The organism is Streptomyces sp. MGP-BFMKR1 (assembly GCF_057766585.1).
In genome coordinates, this window is record NZ_CM173408.1 from 5,060,786 (window position 1) to 5,077,222 (window position 16,437).

Here is a 16,437-nt window from a genome sequence, read left to right on the forward strand (position 1 = left end):
TCGCGCGCCGGAGCCGGCGGCTAGCCCCCCAGGGCGCGGCCAAGCGCCGCGCCGGCGAAGGCGGCGGCGAGGCCGACGAGCAGCGTCGCGGCGACGTTGGCGGCGGCGAGGCGGCGGTGGTGCGTCTCGGCGAGGCGGAGCGTCTCGTACGAGAACGTGGAGTACGTCGTGAGCGCCCCGCACAGGCCCGTGCCGAGCAGCGCCTGCCACCGCGAGCCGGCGGCGCCCGCGAGGGCGGCGCCGGTCAGCAGCCCGAGCGCGAGGCTTCCCACCACGTTGACCAGGAACGTTCCCCCGGGGATGGGCGTGGCGTAGCGGGCGCGTACCCGCTGGTCGGTCAGGTAGCGCAGCGGGGCGCCCACCGCCGCGCCGATCACGACCAGGAGCCAGGTCATGCCGGGGCCCGCCGTCCGGCGAGCAGCCGGTCGGTGCCGGCCGCCGCGCCCCAGACGGCGGTCAGCGCGGCCAGCGGGGTGAGCGCCAGGTAGCCCAGGGCGGTGGCGACCTCGCCGTCGTGGACGAGGCGCTCCACGTCCACGGCGTACGTGGAGAAGGTGGTGAACCCGCCGAGCACCCCGGTGGCGACGAAGGGTCGCACGAGCGGGGGCGCCTGCCACGCCTCCTGGAGGACCACGAGAAAGACGCCGATGAGCGCGCAGCCGACGACGTTCACGCCCAGCGTCGTCCACGGGAAGGCGTCCGGCTCCGTGGGCCAGAGCAGCCCGGCGCCGTAGCGGGCGCTGGCGCCGAGCGCGCCGCCGGCGGCGACCACCGCGAGCACCCGCCACCGGGTGCCCGCACGCGGCCGGCCGAGGAACGGGGGCAGCGGGGCCGGCTCGCCGTCCGCCCGCGCGCCGTGTGGGGCGCCCGGCGGGGGAGGCCCGGCGGGCGGCGGCGCGCCCGGGGCGGCGGCGCGTGCGCCGGCGGCGCCGGGGCGGTCGGTGTCCGGGGCGACACCCGGGTCCGAGTCCGGGGCCGAGTCCGGATGCGGGTCCGGGTCCGGGTCCGGCCCCCTGCCCGGGGCCGGGGAGGGTTCGGGGTCGGGGCCGTCCGTCGTCGGGTGGTGGGGGTCGGGCACGAGCGGTCTCCTACGCGTCGGGCGAAGCGCCCTGGCCTTGGGCTGCGGTACCAGTGTCGGCGCGGCGCGGCGCGGACCGCGGTGGGGCGGGGGCTCGGCGCGTGGCGGTACGGCGGTGCCCGGCGGTGCCCGGCGGTGCCCGGCGGTGCCCGGCGGTGCCCGGCGGTGCCCGGCGGTGCCCGGCGGTGCCCGGCGGTGCCCGGCGGTGCCCGGCGGTGCCCGGCGGTGCGTCGGTCGCGCGGTGCCCGGCTGGGGCGGGGTGTGCGAGCGTACGGGCGGGTGGCCTGGCGGACCTGCTGGCTCGGCGGAGTTCCGGGGTTCCGGAGTTCCGTTGTCCCGGGGTTCCGGCGTCCGGGTGCCCCGTCGGCCGGCGGCGTGGCGGCGGGCCGTGGTGGGGTCTCGCGCGGGTAGGGGGGCGGAATCGCGCCACCGGTGGTTGATCGGGGGCAGGTAAGGATTCCGTAACTGACACACACTTGCCAATCGGGCGGTGCGGCTGTCCACAACCGGACAACTCGCTGGCGCGGGCTCGCGCGGCGTAGCGACGCGTGTGCGGCGTGTGGAGGAAGCGGCGTCGAGGGGCGCACGTTTCGGCCGGCGCCGGCAGTTTGCTGTCAGGCGCGTTGCGCCGTCGGGGCAGCCCCGTAACGGACCCGGTACACAACGGGGTCTTTGCCTTTTCTTTGCCTTCTGGGGTGCGTTGACTGGGTCGCGGCCAGCGAACTAATCTCGCGGCGCAGTGGGTGGGTCATTCCAGCCACGGAAATGCACACCGGCTCATGAGCGAAGTTCGTGAGTGAAGAACGAGTGGCGCACAGGTGGACGCGGCGTCGGGGGAGAACAACGAACCCGTCACCGCATTTTCCATCAACCGAATCTGTCGATAACGCGGCCGATTCGCTCCACCTGTGTGTTCGAAGCGTTGACGACACGTTCGGGAACGCCGCGCCGCGCATCGCATGGGGGAGTCATGGCAGAACTGGCGACGATGTCACAGAGCACGGATACGAGCCCGCATACGAATCCACTGACCCAGCCACATCCGGACCCATCCACCCACTCAGAACCATCCGCGTCGACCACTCCACGGAAAGGCCCGCTGGCGAACCCCGTAAGGGCTTCGCTGAACAGCGCGCTGGGAGTGCGGCACGGCGCGGCATCCGCCCACCCGGTCGGCCTTCCGGATACGGGACAGGCCGGCCGCCCGGAAATGCCGACACTCCGTCGGACACCGGCCGCCGCGCATTCCGCGCGCTATGCGGCACGGGATTCCACGGCGGAATCCGCGGTGATCGGCGCGGCGGATTCCGTACACGAAAGCGAGCACGGCCACCTGGACGGGGGACGGGGGACGGCCCCCGGCGGACCGGCGGGGGCGAGGTGGGGAGCGCGGACCGCTACGGGGGGCGGCCCGGGCGAACCCCTCGCCCCCGTGGCGGGTGCGCCCACGCACGGCGCCGCCGCACCGGACGCCCCGCCGCAGGGCCCCTCACAGCGCGGCCTTTCACCGCACGGCGTTCCGCAGCGCGGCGTTCCGCCCCAGGGCGGACCCGCGCGGCGGGGCGCGGCCGGCGCGCGGCGCGCGGCCAGCGGCGCGGAGCGGGAGGCCGCGGGCGCCGCGTACGCCTGCCCCGCCGACGTGCGGCAGCGGCCCGACGACGCGCCCCGCGAGCACCCGGCCGCCGCCCGCGCCGACGGCCCACGGGCCGGCGCCGTACGACACGGCGGGGCGTGGACCGGCGGCGTACGGGGCGGCGACGGGTGGGCCGACGAGGTACGGGGCGGCGACGGGGGCCGGGCGGGCCTCGGGTGGGCCGATCCCGGGCAGGCGGGGCGGAACGCGCCCGCGTGGAGCCCGGACGGGGCGCGCGAAGTGGGCCGGGCCGACGCCGACTGGCGCGAGGCCGGCGCGGGCGACGAGGCGGGCGACTCGGACGCGGTGGAGCACGCGCTGCGGCAGGTCTGCGAACTCATCGAGTCGGCCGTCAGCCTGCACCGCCGCCGCGGCGAGCAGCCCGCCGCAATGGTCGTCACCGACGACGGGCCCGCCGCCCGCCGCACCGTGCACCAACTGATCGCCCAGGCCAGGCACGGCGTGAGCGTCATCGTGTCGAGCTGCCCGGACCAGGCGCAGTCGCTCGCGCCGCTCCTCGACCAGCTCTCCGGAGTGGCGAACCGGGGCGTGGCGGTGCGCGTCCTGTGCGCGGCGGACGCGCTGGAGACGCCGGGCGTCGCGACCGCCGTGCGGCGCGGCCTGGCCGGCCACGAGGTGCGGGTGGAGACGGGCGACCTGCAGGGCGGGGTGATCGTGGACGGCCAGACGGCCTTCGTCCACGCCGGCCCCGGGCAGCCGGGCCGGTACGCCTCGGTGATCGAGGACCCGGCGTCCGTACGCGTCCTCGACCTGATGTTCGCCGCCGCCTGGCGCACCGCGATGCCGATGGCCGAGCACCTGCGGCTGGCCGACCGGCTGCGCACCGACTCCGTACGCAGGATCCTGGACCGGCTGCGCGCCGGGCGCACCGACGACGTGGCGGCCCGGGAGATCCAGGTCTCGCTGCGCACCTACCGCCGCCACGTCGCCGCCATCATGCGCGACGTGGGCGCCAACTCCCGTTTCCAGGCGGGCGTTCGGGCGTACGAACTCGGACTGCTCGGCCCGGCCTGAGCGGCGGCCCGAGAGGGCCGTCCAGGGCGAGATCGGCGGGAGCGGGATCAGCCGGAGAGGGGCCAGCGGGAAGGGGCCGGACGGGTTCGGTCCGCGAAGCCAGAGAGGAACCCGAGAGGTGGCGGCGCTCGCCCGCCGACGACGGCCGAATACGCCGCGTCGGCGGGGCCGCCGGGGGCCCGGGCCGCGATTGCCGGCCAACGGGCCGTCGGCGTCGCGAACCGGCGTACCGCTCGGGGTGGAATTCACGGGGGTGAATGAGTTGAGGGAATTCGTACACGCCGCGACCGGCGCGAGTAATCCGTCGACCGAGGACGACATAGCGCAGGAACTCCTCGCGGTGCGGGCGCTCGTCGAGTCGACGGTGGTGAAGCACCGGGACCGACAGTCCCGCAATTCGTGGGTGGCGACGGTCGGCAGTCAGGAGAACGACATTCTGGCGACCGCGCAGAAGCTGTTCGGCGAGGCGCGGGAAAGCGTCGACATCGTCCTGGCGGGAGACGCGGGGCACGCCCAGGTGCTGTACTCCGCGCTGGGCGACTGGCTGTCGGCGCAGGGCGGCGACGGCCGCCCCGGGGACGAGGCCCGCGCGGCGGCCCGAAGCGGAACCGTCGGCACCGTGGCCGGTTCTCGCGCCCAACCCGACGCCGACGCCGCGGGGGGCGCCGGCCGGGGGCAGGGCGCGGGGCGGCGCGCGGTGCGCGCCCGGCTGCTGTGCACGCCGGGCGCGCTGGACCGGCAGTTCGTGCAGCGGCACGCCGGCGGACCGGTGCCGCTGGAGGTCAGGGTGGCCCGCATCCCGCTGCTCGCGGCCGTCGTGGTCGACGGCCGGGCGGCCCTGGTCTGCGCGGACGCGGCGGTCGGTCGACGGGCGTCGACCATCCGCGACCCCGGGGTCATCGAGGCCATGCGGACGCTGTTCACCGGCATCTGGCGCAAGTCGCTGGCCGCGGGCGAACGCCTGGACGACGGCGACCGGAGCCGCAAGGAGATGCTCCGGCAGATCCTGGAGTGGCTGCGCCTGGGCGTCACGGACGAGGTGGCCGCGCGCGAACTGTCGGTCTCGGTGCGCACGTACCGGCGCTACGTGGCGGAGATGATGTCGCTGCTCGGCGCCGACTCCCGGTTCCAGGCGGGCGTCCGGGCGGCCGAACTGGGCCTGCTCCCGGCGGCCCCGGCCGCACCCCCGGGCTCGGGCACGGGCACGGCCCCGACCTCGGGCTCAACGCCGGGACCGGCCCCTGTCCCGGCCCCGGCCTTGGCATCGGCCCCGGTCCCGGCATCGGCCCCGTCGCCGGTGCCGGAGCCGCGCTGAACGGGGGAGGTCGCGCGCCCGCACGCCGCCGTGGCCCGCACGCCGCCGTGGCCCGCACCGCCCGCGACCTGGCACGCCCGGTGGCAGCCGCCGCCGGGCGGGTGGGCGGCGGGGTCGGCGTGCGGGTCGTACGGGGTACGAGGTGGCGCCCGGGGCCGAGGCGGGCGTGCGGGGTACGGGATGGCATCCGGTGTCCAGGGCGGGGTGCGTGACGGTTGCGGGCGGGGCGGCGGGGCTCCGTGGGGGGCGAGTGGCGGCGGGTGGGGCATCTGTTGCCGAGAACAGCCGTTTGGGTTGAGCGGTGGCCGAATGCGCGAAAGGCAAACTATTGCTGGTGTCCCACTGGGGCTGGCAGCTTCCTGTAGTGGTCATTGCGGGTGTTCGATCCGGGCGGATAGACATGTCCGTGGGAATTGGAATCCGCGCCAACTAAGGATGATGAATCCCACCGGTGGCAACTCCTCCCGGAGCGCCAGCGGTGGCGGAGGGTCGGCTGTCTTCCCCCAGTCCCGTCGGACCTCCGCCCGTTATCGCTCGACATCCGCAACGAAGCCGTGGTTGTGGACGGTCCTGGCACACCGCGGGGCCGGTCCGATGAGGAGACACACGCATGACGACGACTAGTCCGGAGAAGACGCTGGCCCCTGAGCAACCGCTCAGCGGCGTCGGTGTCCTCGACAAAGCCTCTCTTCTGCTGGGGGTCCTGGAAGCCGGCCCGGCCTCGTTAACGAGGCTCGTGGCCGACACCGGCCTCAAGCGCCCGACGGCCCACCGGCTGGTGCTCGCGCTGGAGCGGTTGCGGCTGCTGGCACGGGACAAGCACGGGCGGTTCATCCTGGGACCGCGACTGGGGGTGATGGCCGTACAGGCATGCCAGGACCGGCTGTTGACGGTGGCCAATCCGGTCCTGGCCGAACTGCGCGACGTGACCGGGGCCAACGCCCGCCTCTACCGCCGCCGCGGCAACCTGCGCATCTGCGTCGCCGCGGCGCCCGCCCCCTCGTACGACACGTCGGGCCCCTACGACTCGGTGCCCGTCGGCGCGGCCTTCCCGATGAACGCCGGCCCCACCTCGCAGGTGCTGCTCGCCTGGGAGGAGCCGGAGGTGTTGCACGAGATGCTGCGCGGGTCGCGGTTCACCGCCGCCTCCCTCTCCAGCGTGCGGCGGCAGGGCTGGGCGCAGAGCATCGACGTCCGCAAGCGCGAGGGCGCCGAGGTCGCTGCGCCGGTGTACGGGCCCGGCGGCCGGGTGGTCGCGGCCCTCTCCGCGTACTGGCCCGGCAACCGGATGCCCAGCAGCGCCGGCCGGATGCACGTGAGCGAGCTGGTGGACGCGGCGGTACGGATCGGGCGCGGCTTCCCCGAGTGAACGGCCCCCGGGAGCGGGCCGCGCGGGCGGCCCGAGCCCGTGCGCGCGCCGGCGCGCGGGGCCGTCGCGGCGCGCGGTAGGGGCGTGTGCGTCGCCGGGCGCTGGGGTGTCGGGGCGTACTCGTGCCGAGGGTTGCCGGGGCGTGCCCGCACAGAGGGGCCGGCTGTCGGGGCGTACCCGCGCCGAGGGTCCGGGGGCGGGCGGGCGTGTGCCGGGTGTGCGGCCGTCGGCTCGCCGGTCGGGTCCCGCGTCCCCTCGCGGGGCGGAACCGGCTGCGCGATGCTGAGCTGACCCGACACCAGCCGCCACCGGCCGCCGACCGTCACCAGCCGCCGTCAGCCGCCACCGCCCCGCTCGGAGGAGAGACATGGCCGAAGCCGCCGACCAGCCGGCGCCCATCACCCGCGAGGACTACGCCGCCCGGATGGCCCGGGCCGGTCGGGCGGCGCTCGACGCGGGCCTCGCCGGGCTGGTCGTCACCCCGGGGCCCGACCTGACCCACCTGTGCGGCTACCACGACGTGACGCCGAGCGAGCGGCTGACCGCCCTGGTCATCACCCCGGACCGGCCGCCGTGCCTGCTCGTGCCGGGGCTTGAGCGCGCCAACGCCGCGAACGCCGTCGGCGCGGGCGCGGTCGAACTGGTCAGTTGGACCGACGGCGACGACCCGTACGAGATCGCCGGCACGCTCCTCGACCCGCGCGGCCGGTACGGCATCGCCGACTCCGCCTGGGCCCTGCACCTGCTCGCCCTGCGACGCGCCCGCCCCGACACGACGTACGACTCGCTCACCGCCGTGCTGCCGATGCTGCGCGCGGTCAAGGACGCGCACGAGGTGCGGCGGCTGGCCGCGGCCGGAGCGGCGGCGGACGCCGTGTACGAGGAGATCTCGACGGCGCGCTTCGCCGGCCGCCGGGAACTCGACATCGCCGCCGACCTGGCCGACCTGCTGCGCGCGCACGGCCACGGCCAGGTCGACTTCACCATCGTCGGCTCGGGGCCGAACGGCGCGAGCCCGCACCACGAGGCGGGCGAGCGGGTGATCGAGGACGGCGACATGGTCGTGCTTGACTTCGGCGGCCTCAAGGACGGCTACGGCTCCGACACCACCCGCACCGTGCACGTGGGCGAGGCGACGCCGGAGGAGCACAAGGTGCACGACGTCGTGCGCGAGGCGCAGCAGGCCGCGTTCGAGGCGGTGCGCCCCGGCGTCGCCTGCCAGGAGATCGACCGGGTGGCCCGCCGGATCATCACCGAGGCCGGCTACGGCGAGTACTTCATCCACCGGGTCGGCCACGGCATCGGCGTCACCACGCACGAGCCGCCGTACCTGGTCGAGGGCGAGCACCTGCCGCTGGTGCCGGGCATGTGCTTCTCGATCGAGCCCGGCATCTACCTGCGCGGCCGGTTCGGCGTCCGCATCGAGGACATCGTGACCTGTACGGAGACCGGCGGGCAGCGGCTCAACAACACCTCGCACGCGCTGCGGTACGTGGACTGAGACCCGCCCCGCCCGCGGCGGTGGCGGCGAAGGCGGCGAACCGGCGGCGGACGGGGGCAGGTGCCTGCTTGACTTGTGGCCCGCCCACCAGTCGTCCGCCCCCGGGAGATCCGTATGCGCCGCGCGCTCGCCGTGCCTGCCCTGGCCGTGGCCCTGTTGCTGGCCGGGTGTTCCGAGGAGTCGTCCCCGGAGCCGATCGAGGGGGAGTGGGTGGCGGACGGGCCACAGCCGCCCGGGTACGCCGACTTCGCGGACCAGGCCGTGATCCAGGTCGACGAGGACGGCGAGGCCACGCTCGGCACCTCGCCGACGAGGCTGTGCGGCGGCGCCGAGGTGGCGGAGGTGGACGAGGGCGAGGGCGGCGAGCGGACGTACCGTCTCGCGTTCGGCTCGCCGTGCGTGTCGGTCAACGTCCCGACCAGCCTGGAGATCGTGGTCGACGGGGACACGCTGGAGGCCGTCCCGCCGGGCCCGTCGGGCGCGAAGACCTTCCGCTTCCGGCGCGCTGACTAGCGGGCCACTCGCCCGGGGCCCGGGCCGCTCACCCGGAGCCCGGGTGGGGTTAGGGGATCAGCACGACCTTGCCCATCGTGCCGCGGGTCTCGATCGCGCGGTGCGCCGCCGCGGCCTCGACGAGCGGGAAGCGGTGTACGGACGGGACCAGGACGCCGGACGCGGCCAACGCCATCGAGTCCTCCTCCAGCTTGCGCATCCCCGCCGGGCCGCCGATCCGGTCGAGCATCGGCTTGCCGACGACCTGGAGCGAGGTGATGCCGCGCCGCTCCAACTCCGCCTCGCTCAGGTCGAGCGGGCCGCCGATCCAGCCGTAGACGATGTGCCGGCCGCCGCGCCCGAGCAGGTCCACGGCGCCCAGGCCGCGCTCGCCGCCGACGGCGTCGAAGACGAGGGTGGCCGCGCGGCCACCGAGTGCGGCGCGGGCCCGCTCGGTCCAGTCGGCGGCGTCGTAGTCGAGGGCGATGTCCGCGCCCAGTTCGGCCACCCGCGCGACCTTGGTCGGCCCGCCCGCCAGACCCACCACGGTGGCCCCGACGTGCTTGGCGTACTGCGTCAGCAGCGTGCCGATGCCGCCGGCGGCCCCCGTGACCACCACCACGTCGTCGGCGGTGAGTTCGGCGAAGAGCAGGATGCCCACCGTGGTGCGGCCGGTGCCGATCATGGCGATGGCGTGGTCGAAGGGCAGGTCGTCGGGGAGCGCGTGCAGCTTCTCGGTGGCGACCACGGCGAGTTCGGCGTACCCGCCGGGCACCAGGCCGAGGTGGGCCACCACGCGCCGGCCGAGCCACGAGGCGTCCACGCCGTCACCGAGCCCGTCGACGGTGCCCGCCACCTCGCGGCCGGGGATCGTCGGCAACTCGGGCAGGTCGTACGGGGCGTTGGGGTCACCCGAGCGGAAGGTGGTGTCGATGACGTGCACCCCCGCCGCCGCGACCTTGATCCGCACCTGCCCGGGCGCGGGACGCGGGTCCTCCGTCTGCTCGTACGTGAGGTTCTCGGCGGGTCCGAAGGCGTGCAGACGAATGGCGTGCATGGCGATCTCCATCGGTCGGGGCCCCGCGGGGCCGCGTTCATGCGACGAGCGTCCGACTTCAACCAAAGGTGAAGTCAAGCGCCGCAGGTCACAGCGGGTCGCGGGGCGATGTCAGACCCCGGGTGCACGATGTGAGGGCAGGGACGAGAAGCGGGCGTGGTCGGGTGGCGGGCGCGATGACGGAGGGCGGAAGGCGTGGCGGAGCGAGGGCGACGGCGGGCCGGTGCGGCGGGCGCGGGCGGCCGGCGAGGAGACGGGGACGGGGACGGAGACGGGGTGCGGGCGCCGCGCCGCCCGAGAGTGCCGCTGCCCCATCTGGTGCCGTACGGGGGCGGCGCGTTGGAGGCCGAGGGGGACTACGACGGACAGGACTTCACCGACCTCGACCTGAGCGACCAGGCGGCTCGCGGCGCCCGGTTCCTGGACTGCCAGGTGCGGCGCTGCGCGCTCGGCGAGACGGTGCTCGCGGGCGCCCGGTTCATCGACTCCGTCCTCACCGAGGTGCGGGGCGTGGGGACGGACCTGTCGTCGGCCTCGCTGCGCGACGTGGAGCTGACCGACGCCCGGCTGGGCGGCACCCAGGCGCACGGCGGCTCGTGGGAGGGCGTCCTGGTCCGGGGCGGCAAGTTCGACTACCTGAACCTGCGCACGGCCAAGCTCAGGGACGTGACGTTCGACGGCTGCGTCCTGGTGGAGGCGGACTTCGGCGGGGCCACGCTGGAGCGGGTCTCGTTCGCGAACTGCGTGCTGCGCCGGGTGGACTTCACCTCGGCCCGGATGACGGACGTGGACCTGCGCCGCGTGGTCGAACTCGACATCGCCCGTGGTCTGGACGCCCTCTCCGGCGCGGTCATCAGCCCCACCCAACTCCTCGACCTGGCCCCGGCGATGGCCGCCCAGCTCGGCGTCCGGGTGGCCGACGAGGGGCCGCCGGGGGAGGCGTAGCGACGGCGTGGGCGGTGGGTGGGGGCAGTGGCTGGTGGCGGCGGTTGGCGGGGGCCGGCCGGGCGGCCCGGTGAGGGGGCCGGCTGGGCTCGCCGCCCGTCGGGCGTCGCCGCCGGGGTGGGCGGGGTCGGCCGCCCCGGCGACGCGCCCCGGCCCCGGCCCCGGTCGTGGCGTCGGTCGCGGCCCCGGAGCGGCCCGACGCGGGGCGGTTGGCCACGGTGTCGGGCCGGGCCTCGCCGCCCGGCGGCGGGCCGCCGGGCGAGGGGGCGGCGCGGCTGGCGCCGACCGGTCCCAGCTCTCAGCGGAAGGCGGCGACGTTGCGGGCCACCCAGTCGGTGAAGGGGCGCGGGGCGCGGCCCAGGACGTGCTGGACGTCCGGGCTGACGCGCAGCTCGGCCGGGCTCGGGGCGCCGATGATGTCCAGTGTGTCGTCGGCGAGTTCGGCCGGCATGCCCCGGACCATGCCGGCCTTGGCCTCCTCCCGGGTCAGCTCCTGGAACCGCACGGGCGAGCCCAGCGCGGCGGCGATGGCCGCCGTCTGCTCGCGCGGAGTGATCACCTCCGGGCCGGTCAGCTCGTACGCGCCGCCGGCGTGCCGGTCGTCCAGCAGGCAGGCCGCCGCGACCTCGGCGATGTCCGCCGGGTCGATGATCGGCAACCCGACGTCGCCGAACGGCGCGGCGACGACCCGCTGGGCGCGGACCGAATCGGCCCACCACAGGGCGTTGGAGGCGAAGCCGCCCGGCCGCAGGATGGCCCACTCCAGACCGGAGTCCCGCAGGGTGTCCTCCAGCGCGCGCAACGCGATCCGGGTGGTGCCGAAGGGCCTGGTCACCACGCCGAGCGAGGAGAGCAGGACGACCCGGCGCACCCCGCTGGCCGCGGCTTCGCCGATGATGTCGGCGGGGTTGGCCCCGACGGCGTGCAGGTCGCCGGAGAGCAGCAGGAACAGCGACTTCGCGCCGTCCAGCGCGGGCCGCAGCCCGGCCGGTTCGGCGAGGTCGGCTGCCACGTGCCGGACGCCGTCCGGCACCCGCGCCGCGTGCCGCGACACCGCCGTCACCTGCTCGCCCGCCTCGGCCAGCGCCCGCGTCAACGGCCGTCCGACGTTTCCGGTAGCCCCGGTCACCACGATCATGGTCAGCTCCTTCTCGGTTCGTGCTCTGTGATCCGCTGTGATCCGCACGCTAGAAGTCGGGCTAACTTTTGGTAAGGACATACCTTGAGGTAAGTTCATGACATGGGGGAAGGCGTGCAGCGCAGGCGAGTTGAGGCGGGGGAGCGGTATGACGTGTTTCACACCGCGTGCCCCGCGCGTGACGTGGTCGACCATGTGACCAGCAGGTGGGGCATCTGGGTGCTGATCTCCCTGCGGAAGGGCGGCCTGCGGTTCTACGAGCTGCGCGAGAGCATCCAGGGCATCAGCGAGAAGATGCTCGCCCAGACCCTGCGCCTGCTGGTCCAGGACGGCCTGGTCTGGCGGGAGGTCGAGCCGACGACGCCGCCTCAGGTCACGTACGGGCTCACCGAGTTCGGCCGGGAGGTCGGCGAGCCGTTGACCGTGCTGTTCGACCGGATCACGCGGCACATGGCGGAGCGCGACGCGGCCTGACCGTACGGGGGGCAGGGGGTGCCGGCGTACGTCGCGAGACCCCGGGGCCCGGGCCCCGGGCCCCGGGTCCTGAGCCCCACGGACGGCCGGGGCCGTGCGGGAGGGCCCTGCGGGAGGGGTCAGACGCGGGGGAAGCGGGCCTGTACGTCCCACACCACGGGGTTGTCGGCCAGACCCTCGTGCATGTCGGTGAGGTCCGCGATCACGTCGTGCAGGAAGTCGCGGGCCTCGCGGCGCAGCGCGGCGTGGTTGAACGTCAACGGGGGTTCCTCAAGCGGCACCCAGTCCGCCGTGACGTCCACCCAGCCGAACCGGCGCTCGAAGAGCATCCGGTCGCTGGACTCGGTGAAGTCCAGCTCCGCGTGGACCGGCTGGGCGGACCGGCTGCCGCGCGGGTCGCGGTCGAGCTGCTCCACGATGTCGCACAGTGCCCAGGCGAAGTCGAAGACCGGCACCCATCCCCAGGCTGTGGATACTTCCCGGTCCGCCTTCGTGTCGGCCAGGTACACGTCCCCGCAGAACAGGTCGTGCCGCAGCGCGTACGCGTCCGCCGTCCGGTAGTCCGTCTGCGGCGGGTCGGGGAAGCGGGGGGAGAGGGAGTAGCCGAGGTCGATCACCCTGCCGATGGTGTCACGGGCTGGCGGCCCGCCCCACGCCGCGGCACCCCGCCGCCCGCCGGGCCCGTCGAGCACCGCCCGACCGGCACCCGGCCCGGGTGCGCGTACGGGTAGGCGTACCCACACCCGCCCGCGTACGGTGGACGGGCACGGCGCGCCCCGGCGGCTCCCGCCGCCCCGCGGCCCCCGTCGCCCGCGCCGCCGCCATACGACCGGCCCCTTCGGCCTCGCGCGCCCTCCGGCCCGCGACCCGGATCCTCTGGCCCTTCCGGCCCCTGGCCCCGTACGGACGCGGACGCCCGCACCGGCGCTGCGCCGGCTCGCACCCACGCGTCCCGCGCTCCCACTTCTCGACTTCTCGACCTCTCGACTTCTCGCGCACCCCGCGACGCACTGCCGTCGCCGCGTCTGGCGCCCCTCTCCCCCTCCGGAGCGGTACCCCGCCGCGCGCGTCGCGGGTGGCGGGTGGACGGACGAGTGGGCCACGGACGCCGGGAGGGCGACGCCATGACAGCGGGACGAGGGGACGCGCCGGGAGCGCGGGGGAAAGCGGGCGCCGAGCGCGCCGGGGCGTACGGGGAGGCCGTGGCCGGGCCGTACGAGGCGTCGGGCAGCGGCCCGGTGGTGGGCGGCGGCCCGGGCGGCGCGGGCAGGGGCGCGGCGGACGGCGGCCCGGGCAGCGCTCCGGGAGCGGGCGGTGCCGTTCGGGGGCGGCGGCGGGTGCTGGTCGCGGTGGCCCTCGCGGTGTGCTGCGTGCAACTGGACGCGTTCGCCCTGAACCTGGCGTTGCCGCAGATCGCGGCCGATCTGGCGCCGGCGCCCGCGCCGGCGGCCTTGCCCGACGCGTCCGGAGGGCCGGACTCCGCCGGCGGGGCGGGTTCGGGCGGGGCGGGGGGCGTGCGGTGGGTGGTGAGCGGCTATCTGCTGGCCGCCGGGTCGTTGATGGTCGGGGCCGGGCGATTGGGTGACCTGTGGGGTCGGCGACGGATGCTGCTCCTGGGGCTGGCGTTGTTCGGGGCGGCGTCGGCCGCGTGCGCGCTCGCGCCCGGGCTGCCGGCCCTGGTGGCGGCCCGGGTGGTGCAGGGCGCCGGCGGCGCCTGCCTCATGCCGGCCGGGCTCGCGCTGCTGACCGGCGCCTACCCGCCCGCGCTGCGCGGGCGCGCGATCGGCTGGGCGCTCGGCCTCGGCGGGGTGGCCACCGCGTGCGGCCCGTTCGTCGGCGGGGCCCTGACCCAGGCCCTGTCGTGGCGGGCCGTCTGCTGGCTGAACGTGCCGCTGGTCTGCTGCGCCGCGCTGGCCGCCTGGGCCGCCGAGCGCCCGGCGCGGTCCCGGCGCGCTGGGCGGTCTCCGCGCGCGGGGTGGGGTGCGCGGTCGGCGCGGGGCGGGTGGCGCGCGCGGCGGCGGGGTGGTGCGGGCGTCCGGGAGCGCGGGCGCGCGCGGCGCTGGGACTGGTCGGGGCTGGTCGCGGGCACGGCGGCGCTCGCCGCGCTGGGGCTGTTCGTCGACCGCGGGCCCGCCTGGGGCTGGTGGTCGGGCGCGAGCGCCGCGACGCTCGGGGCGTGCGGGGTGGCGCTGGCCGGCTTCGTACGGCGGCAGCGGCGGGCGCCCGATCCGCTGGTGGACCTGTCGCTGTTCCGCAACGGCCCGTACGTCGCGCTCACCGGCTCCGGTGCGGTGGCCAACGCGGCGACGGTCGTCTTCCTCTACGTCACCCCGCTGGCCCTCCAGGGCGCGTGGGCGCTGTCGGCGGGGGAGGCGGGGTGCGCGTTCCTCGCTCCCGCGACGGCGATGGCCGGCGCGGGCGTGGTGGCGGGGCGGGTCGCGCCCTCGCGCGCGGTCGCCGTGATGGCCGGGTGCCTGGTCGCGGGCGCCGTGGGGCTCGGCGCGATGGCCGGCGCCGGCACCCTCCCGCGCTACCTGTGCGCCGCCACGGCCGCCGGCGCCGCCCTCGGCCTCGCCAACGCGTTGACGCTGGCCGCCACGCAGGCGGTCATCGACTCCCGGCGCGCGGGGGAGGCGTCCGGGGTCACCAAGACGGTGGTCACCGTGGCGGCGGGGCTCGGCGTGGCACTCGTCGGCCCGACGGCGGGCGACCCCGCCGACACGGGAGCCGGCACGGGAGCCGGCATGGGAGCCGGCGCGGGCGCGGAGTCGGGCGCGGGCGCGTGGGCGGGGCAGGCTGCGGGGGCCGTGGACGGGGCGCTGTGGGTGGCGGCGCTGGCCTGCGTGGTGACCGCCGGCGCGCTGGCCGGTTGGCTTCGGGCGCTGACCACCCGCGACGCGTGACGGCCGCCGCCCGGCGCGCGCGACCGGCCGGTTCCGCGCGCGCCGGATGCGGCGCGCGTACGCGAAGTGAACGGGCGCCCGCGGCCGTTGGCCCGGGCGGTGAACCGCCGCCGGAAACCCCACCGCCGCTCCCGTACCTGTGGAGCATCCGGCCGTTGTCTGTCATGCTCTCGACCAACAGTTCCCGCCGCCCTGCCGTGGGTGCGTCACGCCCCTGGAGTGACGCGCGTAGAACCAGCTCCACCGCGACCTCGGCGCCGGGACATCGCCTGCGTACGGCCGGCTCCCGAGGGGCGTCGGCCACCCCGGGCCGGTCGGCGGCCCGCCTGGTGAGCGACGACCGACCGGCTGACCCGCGTCGGTCGACGACCGGCGGCCGACGCGTACCGGCCGACAGCGACTTCAGGAGGATGGGACATGTGTGAGCAGTGCGGTCCGGCCGACGGCGCGGAACGGGAAGCGGCGGACCTCGGCCCCGTGGGCCTCTCGCGCAGGGGGTTGCTGCTCGGCGCCGGGGCCGGCCTCGGGGTGGTCCTGACGGGCGCGTCGGGGCTCGCGTCGCCGGCGGTGGCCGCGCCGTCCGCCGCGACGCCCGCCACCGGGTCCCTCAGGAACGGCCAGTGGTGCAACCCCGCCCGTGGCCACTTCCCCAAGGGCGGCCACTACGGCGCCCCGCGCGGCGGCGGCCCGCACGCCGGCCAGGACGTCACCAACGCGGTCGGCACGGCCATCTACGCCGCGGCGGCCGGCACCGTGATCCGGCGCGGCTCGGGCGTGCTCGGCGGGCGCAGCGGGAACGGCCTGGTCATCTCGCACGGCGGCGGTCGGTACACCTACTACGGGCATCTCCACCGGTTCCGCGTCGGCCTGAACGCCAGGGTCGGCGCCGGCCAGCGGATCGCCGACATGGGCGCGACCGGCAACGTGACCGGCCCGCACCTGCACTTCGAGGTCCACTCGGGCGGCCTCGGCGGCATCACCAACCCCGTCAGCTACCTCGCCGCCCGCGGCGTGGACCTGGGTGGCGGCTGGCCGACCCTCGACCCGGGGGCCGGGGGCGCGACCGTCAAGGCCCTCCAGTACGTGCTGACGCGGCGCGGCCACGAGCTGGTCGCCGACGGCGACTACGGCGCGGTCTCCGTGCGCGCGGTGAGGACGTTCCAGTCGGCCCGCGAGCTGGTGGCCGACGGCCAGGTCGGCCCGAAGACGTGGCCACACCTGGTGTACGCGCTGCGGCAGGGCCACTCGGGCGCGCACGTGCGGGGTCTGCAGACCGTGCTGAACAAGCACAGCGCGGGCCTGGCCGTCGACGGCGGCTTCGGCTCGGTGACCCGCACCGCGGTCCGCGCCTTCCAGGGCGCCAACCGGCTGGTCGTCGACGGCGAGGCGGGCCCGAAGACCTGGACGACCCTCGTCGGCTGACGGCGGGTCAGGGCGCCGCGCACGGCGGGGACCCCTGCCGGGCGCGGCGCCCCCACCGGACCGGCGAGGCCGCCC

14 protein-coding genes are annotated in these 16,437 nt (G+C 76.4%); 9 read left to right on the top strand and 5 right to left on the bottom strand.

Translation table 11 applies throughout. The annotated features are described in order from the left end of the window. Positions 1-20 precede the first annotated feature (20 nt). Both crcB and AC3CHW_RS19935 read right to left on the bottom strand, forming a co-directional pair. Positions 21-395: a fluoride efflux transporter CrcB gene (gene crcB / locus AC3CHW_RS19930; RefSeq protein WP_488467350.1), complete on the bottom strand. Its 375-nt coding sequence runs from the start codon at positions 393-395 to the stop codon at positions 21-23. Next, entirely contained in the window at positions 392-1,078 is a 687-nt protein-coding gene (locus AC3CHW_RS19935; protein WP_488467351.1) for a fluoride efflux transporter FluC, read from the bottom strand. The genes crcB and AC3CHW_RS19935 overlap by 4 nt, the downstream gene beginning before the upstream one ends. A gap of 1,432 nt (positions 1,079-2,510) precedes the next feature. Here AC3CHW_RS19935 and AC3CHW_RS19940 point away from each other — a divergent pair. The 5 genes from AC3CHW_RS19940 to AC3CHW_RS19960 all read left to right on the top strand — a co-directional run bounded on the left by AC3CHW_RS19940 (position 2,511) and on the right by AC3CHW_RS19960 (position 8,444). Further along, positions 2,511-3,746 (top strand): helix-turn-helix transcriptional regulator, encoded by a 1,236-nt coding sequence (locus AC3CHW_RS19940; protein ID WP_488467352.1) that lies wholly within the window; start codon positions 2,511-2,513, stop codon positions 3,744-3,746. 262 nt (positions 3,747-4,008) lie between these two features. Further along, a complete protein-coding gene (locus AC3CHW_RS19945) occupies positions 4,009-5,061 on the top strand; it encodes a helix-turn-helix transcriptional regulator (protein WP_488467353.1) in 1,053 nt (350 codons plus the stop codon). Between the two features lie 610 nt (positions 5,062-5,671). Then, positions 5,672-6,430, top strand: a complete 759-nt coding sequence (locus AC3CHW_RS19950; protein WP_187060376.1) for an IclR family transcriptional regulator — start codon at positions 5,672-5,674, stop codon at positions 6,428-6,430. Between the two features lie 367 nt (positions 6,431-6,797). Continuing rightward, a complete protein-coding gene (locus AC3CHW_RS19955) occupies positions 6,798-7,931 on the top strand; it encodes a M24 family metallopeptidase (protein ID WP_488467354.1) in 1,134 nt (377 codons plus the stop codon). Positions 7,932-8,045: 114 nt separating this feature from the next. Beyond that, positions 8,046-8,444, top strand: a complete 399-nt coding sequence (locus tag AC3CHW_RS19960) for a hypothetical protein (protein ID WP_488467355.1) — start codon at positions 8,046-8,048, stop codon at positions 8,442-8,444. 49 nt (positions 8,445-8,493) lie between these two features. Here the strand turns inward: AC3CHW_RS19960 and AC3CHW_RS19965 are convergent, their stop codons facing one another. After that, positions 8,494-9,480 carry a zinc-binding dehydrogenase gene (locus AC3CHW_RS19965; protein ID WP_488467356.1) on the bottom strand — a complete coding sequence of 329 codons (987 nt, stop codon included), beginning with the start codon at positions 9,478-9,480 and terminating at the stop codon, positions 8,494-8,496. Between the two features lie 276 nt (positions 9,481-9,756). On the opposite strand from AC3CHW_RS19965, the gene AC3CHW_RS19970 reads away from it, so the two are divergent. Beyond that, on the top strand, positions 9,757-10,425 hold the full coding sequence (locus AC3CHW_RS19970; protein ID WP_398607733.1) for a pentapeptide repeat-containing protein: 669 nt from the start codon (positions 9,757-9,759) through the stop codon (positions 10,423-10,425). Between the two features lie 298 nt (positions 10,426-10,723). Here the strand turns inward: AC3CHW_RS19970 and AC3CHW_RS19975 are convergent, their stop codons facing one another. After that, complete coding sequence (locus AC3CHW_RS19975; RefSeq protein ID WP_488467357.1) at positions 10,724-11,563, bottom strand: SDR family oxidoreductase; 840 nt, start codon at positions 11,561-11,563, stop codon at positions 10,724-10,726. A gap of 102 nt (positions 11,564-11,665) precedes the next feature. Between AC3CHW_RS19975 and AC3CHW_RS19980 the strand changes: the two genes are divergently transcribed. Then, positions 11,666-12,037 (top strand): winged helix-turn-helix transcriptional regulator, encoded by a 372-nt coding sequence (locus AC3CHW_RS19980; RefSeq protein ID WP_398607588.1) that lies wholly within the window; start codon positions 11,666-11,668, stop codon positions 12,035-12,037. Between the two features lie 119 nt (positions 12,038-12,156). On the opposite strand, the gene AC3CHW_RS19985 is transcribed toward AC3CHW_RS19980, so the two are convergent. Further along, positions 12,157-12,654 carry a hypothetical protein gene (locus AC3CHW_RS19985; protein WP_187059548.1) on the bottom strand — a complete coding sequence of 166 codons (498 nt, stop codon included), beginning with the start codon at positions 12,652-12,654 and terminating at the stop codon, positions 12,157-12,159. A 507-nt stretch (positions 12,655-13,161) separates the two neighbouring features. Here AC3CHW_RS19985 and AC3CHW_RS19990 point away from each other — a divergent pair. Then, a complete protein-coding gene (locus AC3CHW_RS19990; protein WP_488467358.1) occupies positions 13,162-14,940 on the top strand; it encodes an MFS transporter in 1,779 nt (592 codons plus the stop codon). Between the two features lie 417 nt (positions 14,941-15,357). Beyond that, a complete protein-coding gene (locus tag AC3CHW_RS19995; protein WP_488467359.1) occupies positions 15,358-16,362 on the top strand; it encodes a peptidoglycan-binding protein in 1,005 nt (334 codons plus the stop codon). Positions 16,363-16,437: the final 75 nt, after the last annotated feature.

Excerpts from the sequence above, each read along its gene's own strand:
- AC3CHW_RS19975 (WP_488467357.1), bottom strand. The coding sequence starts at position 11,563 with ATGATCGTGGTGACCGGGGCTACCGGAAACGTCGGACGGCCGTTGACG.
- AC3CHW_RS19980 (WP_398607588.1), top strand. The coding sequence starts at position 11,666 with ATGGGGGAAGGCGTGCAGCGCAGGCGAGTTGAGGCGGGGGAGCGGTAT.
- AC3CHW_RS19950 (WP_187060376.1), top strand. The coding sequence starts at position 5,672 with ATGACGACGACTAGTCCGGAGAAGACGCTGGCCCCTGAGCAACCGCTC.
- AC3CHW_RS19995 (WP_488467359.1), top strand. The coding sequence starts at position 15,358 with ATGTGTGAGCAGTGCGGTCCGGCCGACGGCGCGGAACGGGAAGCGGCG.
- AC3CHW_RS19955 (WP_488467354.1), top strand. The coding sequence starts at position 6,798 with ATGGCCGAAGCCGCCGACCAGCCGGCGCCCATCACCCGCGAGGACTAC.
- AC3CHW_RS19965 (WP_488467356.1), bottom strand. The coding sequence starts at position 9,480 with ATGCACGCCATTCGTCTGCACGCCTTCGGACCCGCCGAGAACCTCACG.
- AC3CHW_RS19960 (WP_488467355.1), top strand. The coding sequence starts at position 8,046 with ATGCGCCGCGCGCTCGCCGTGCCTGCCCTGGCCGTGGCCCTGTTGCTG.
- crcB (WP_488467350.1), bottom strand. The coding sequence starts at position 395 with ATGACCTGGCTCCTGGTCGTGATCGGCGCGGCGGTGGGCGCCCCGCTG.
- AC3CHW_RS19990 (WP_488467358.1), top strand. The coding sequence starts at position 13,162 with ATGACAGCGGGACGAGGGGACGCGCCGGGAGCGCGGGGGAAAGCGGGC.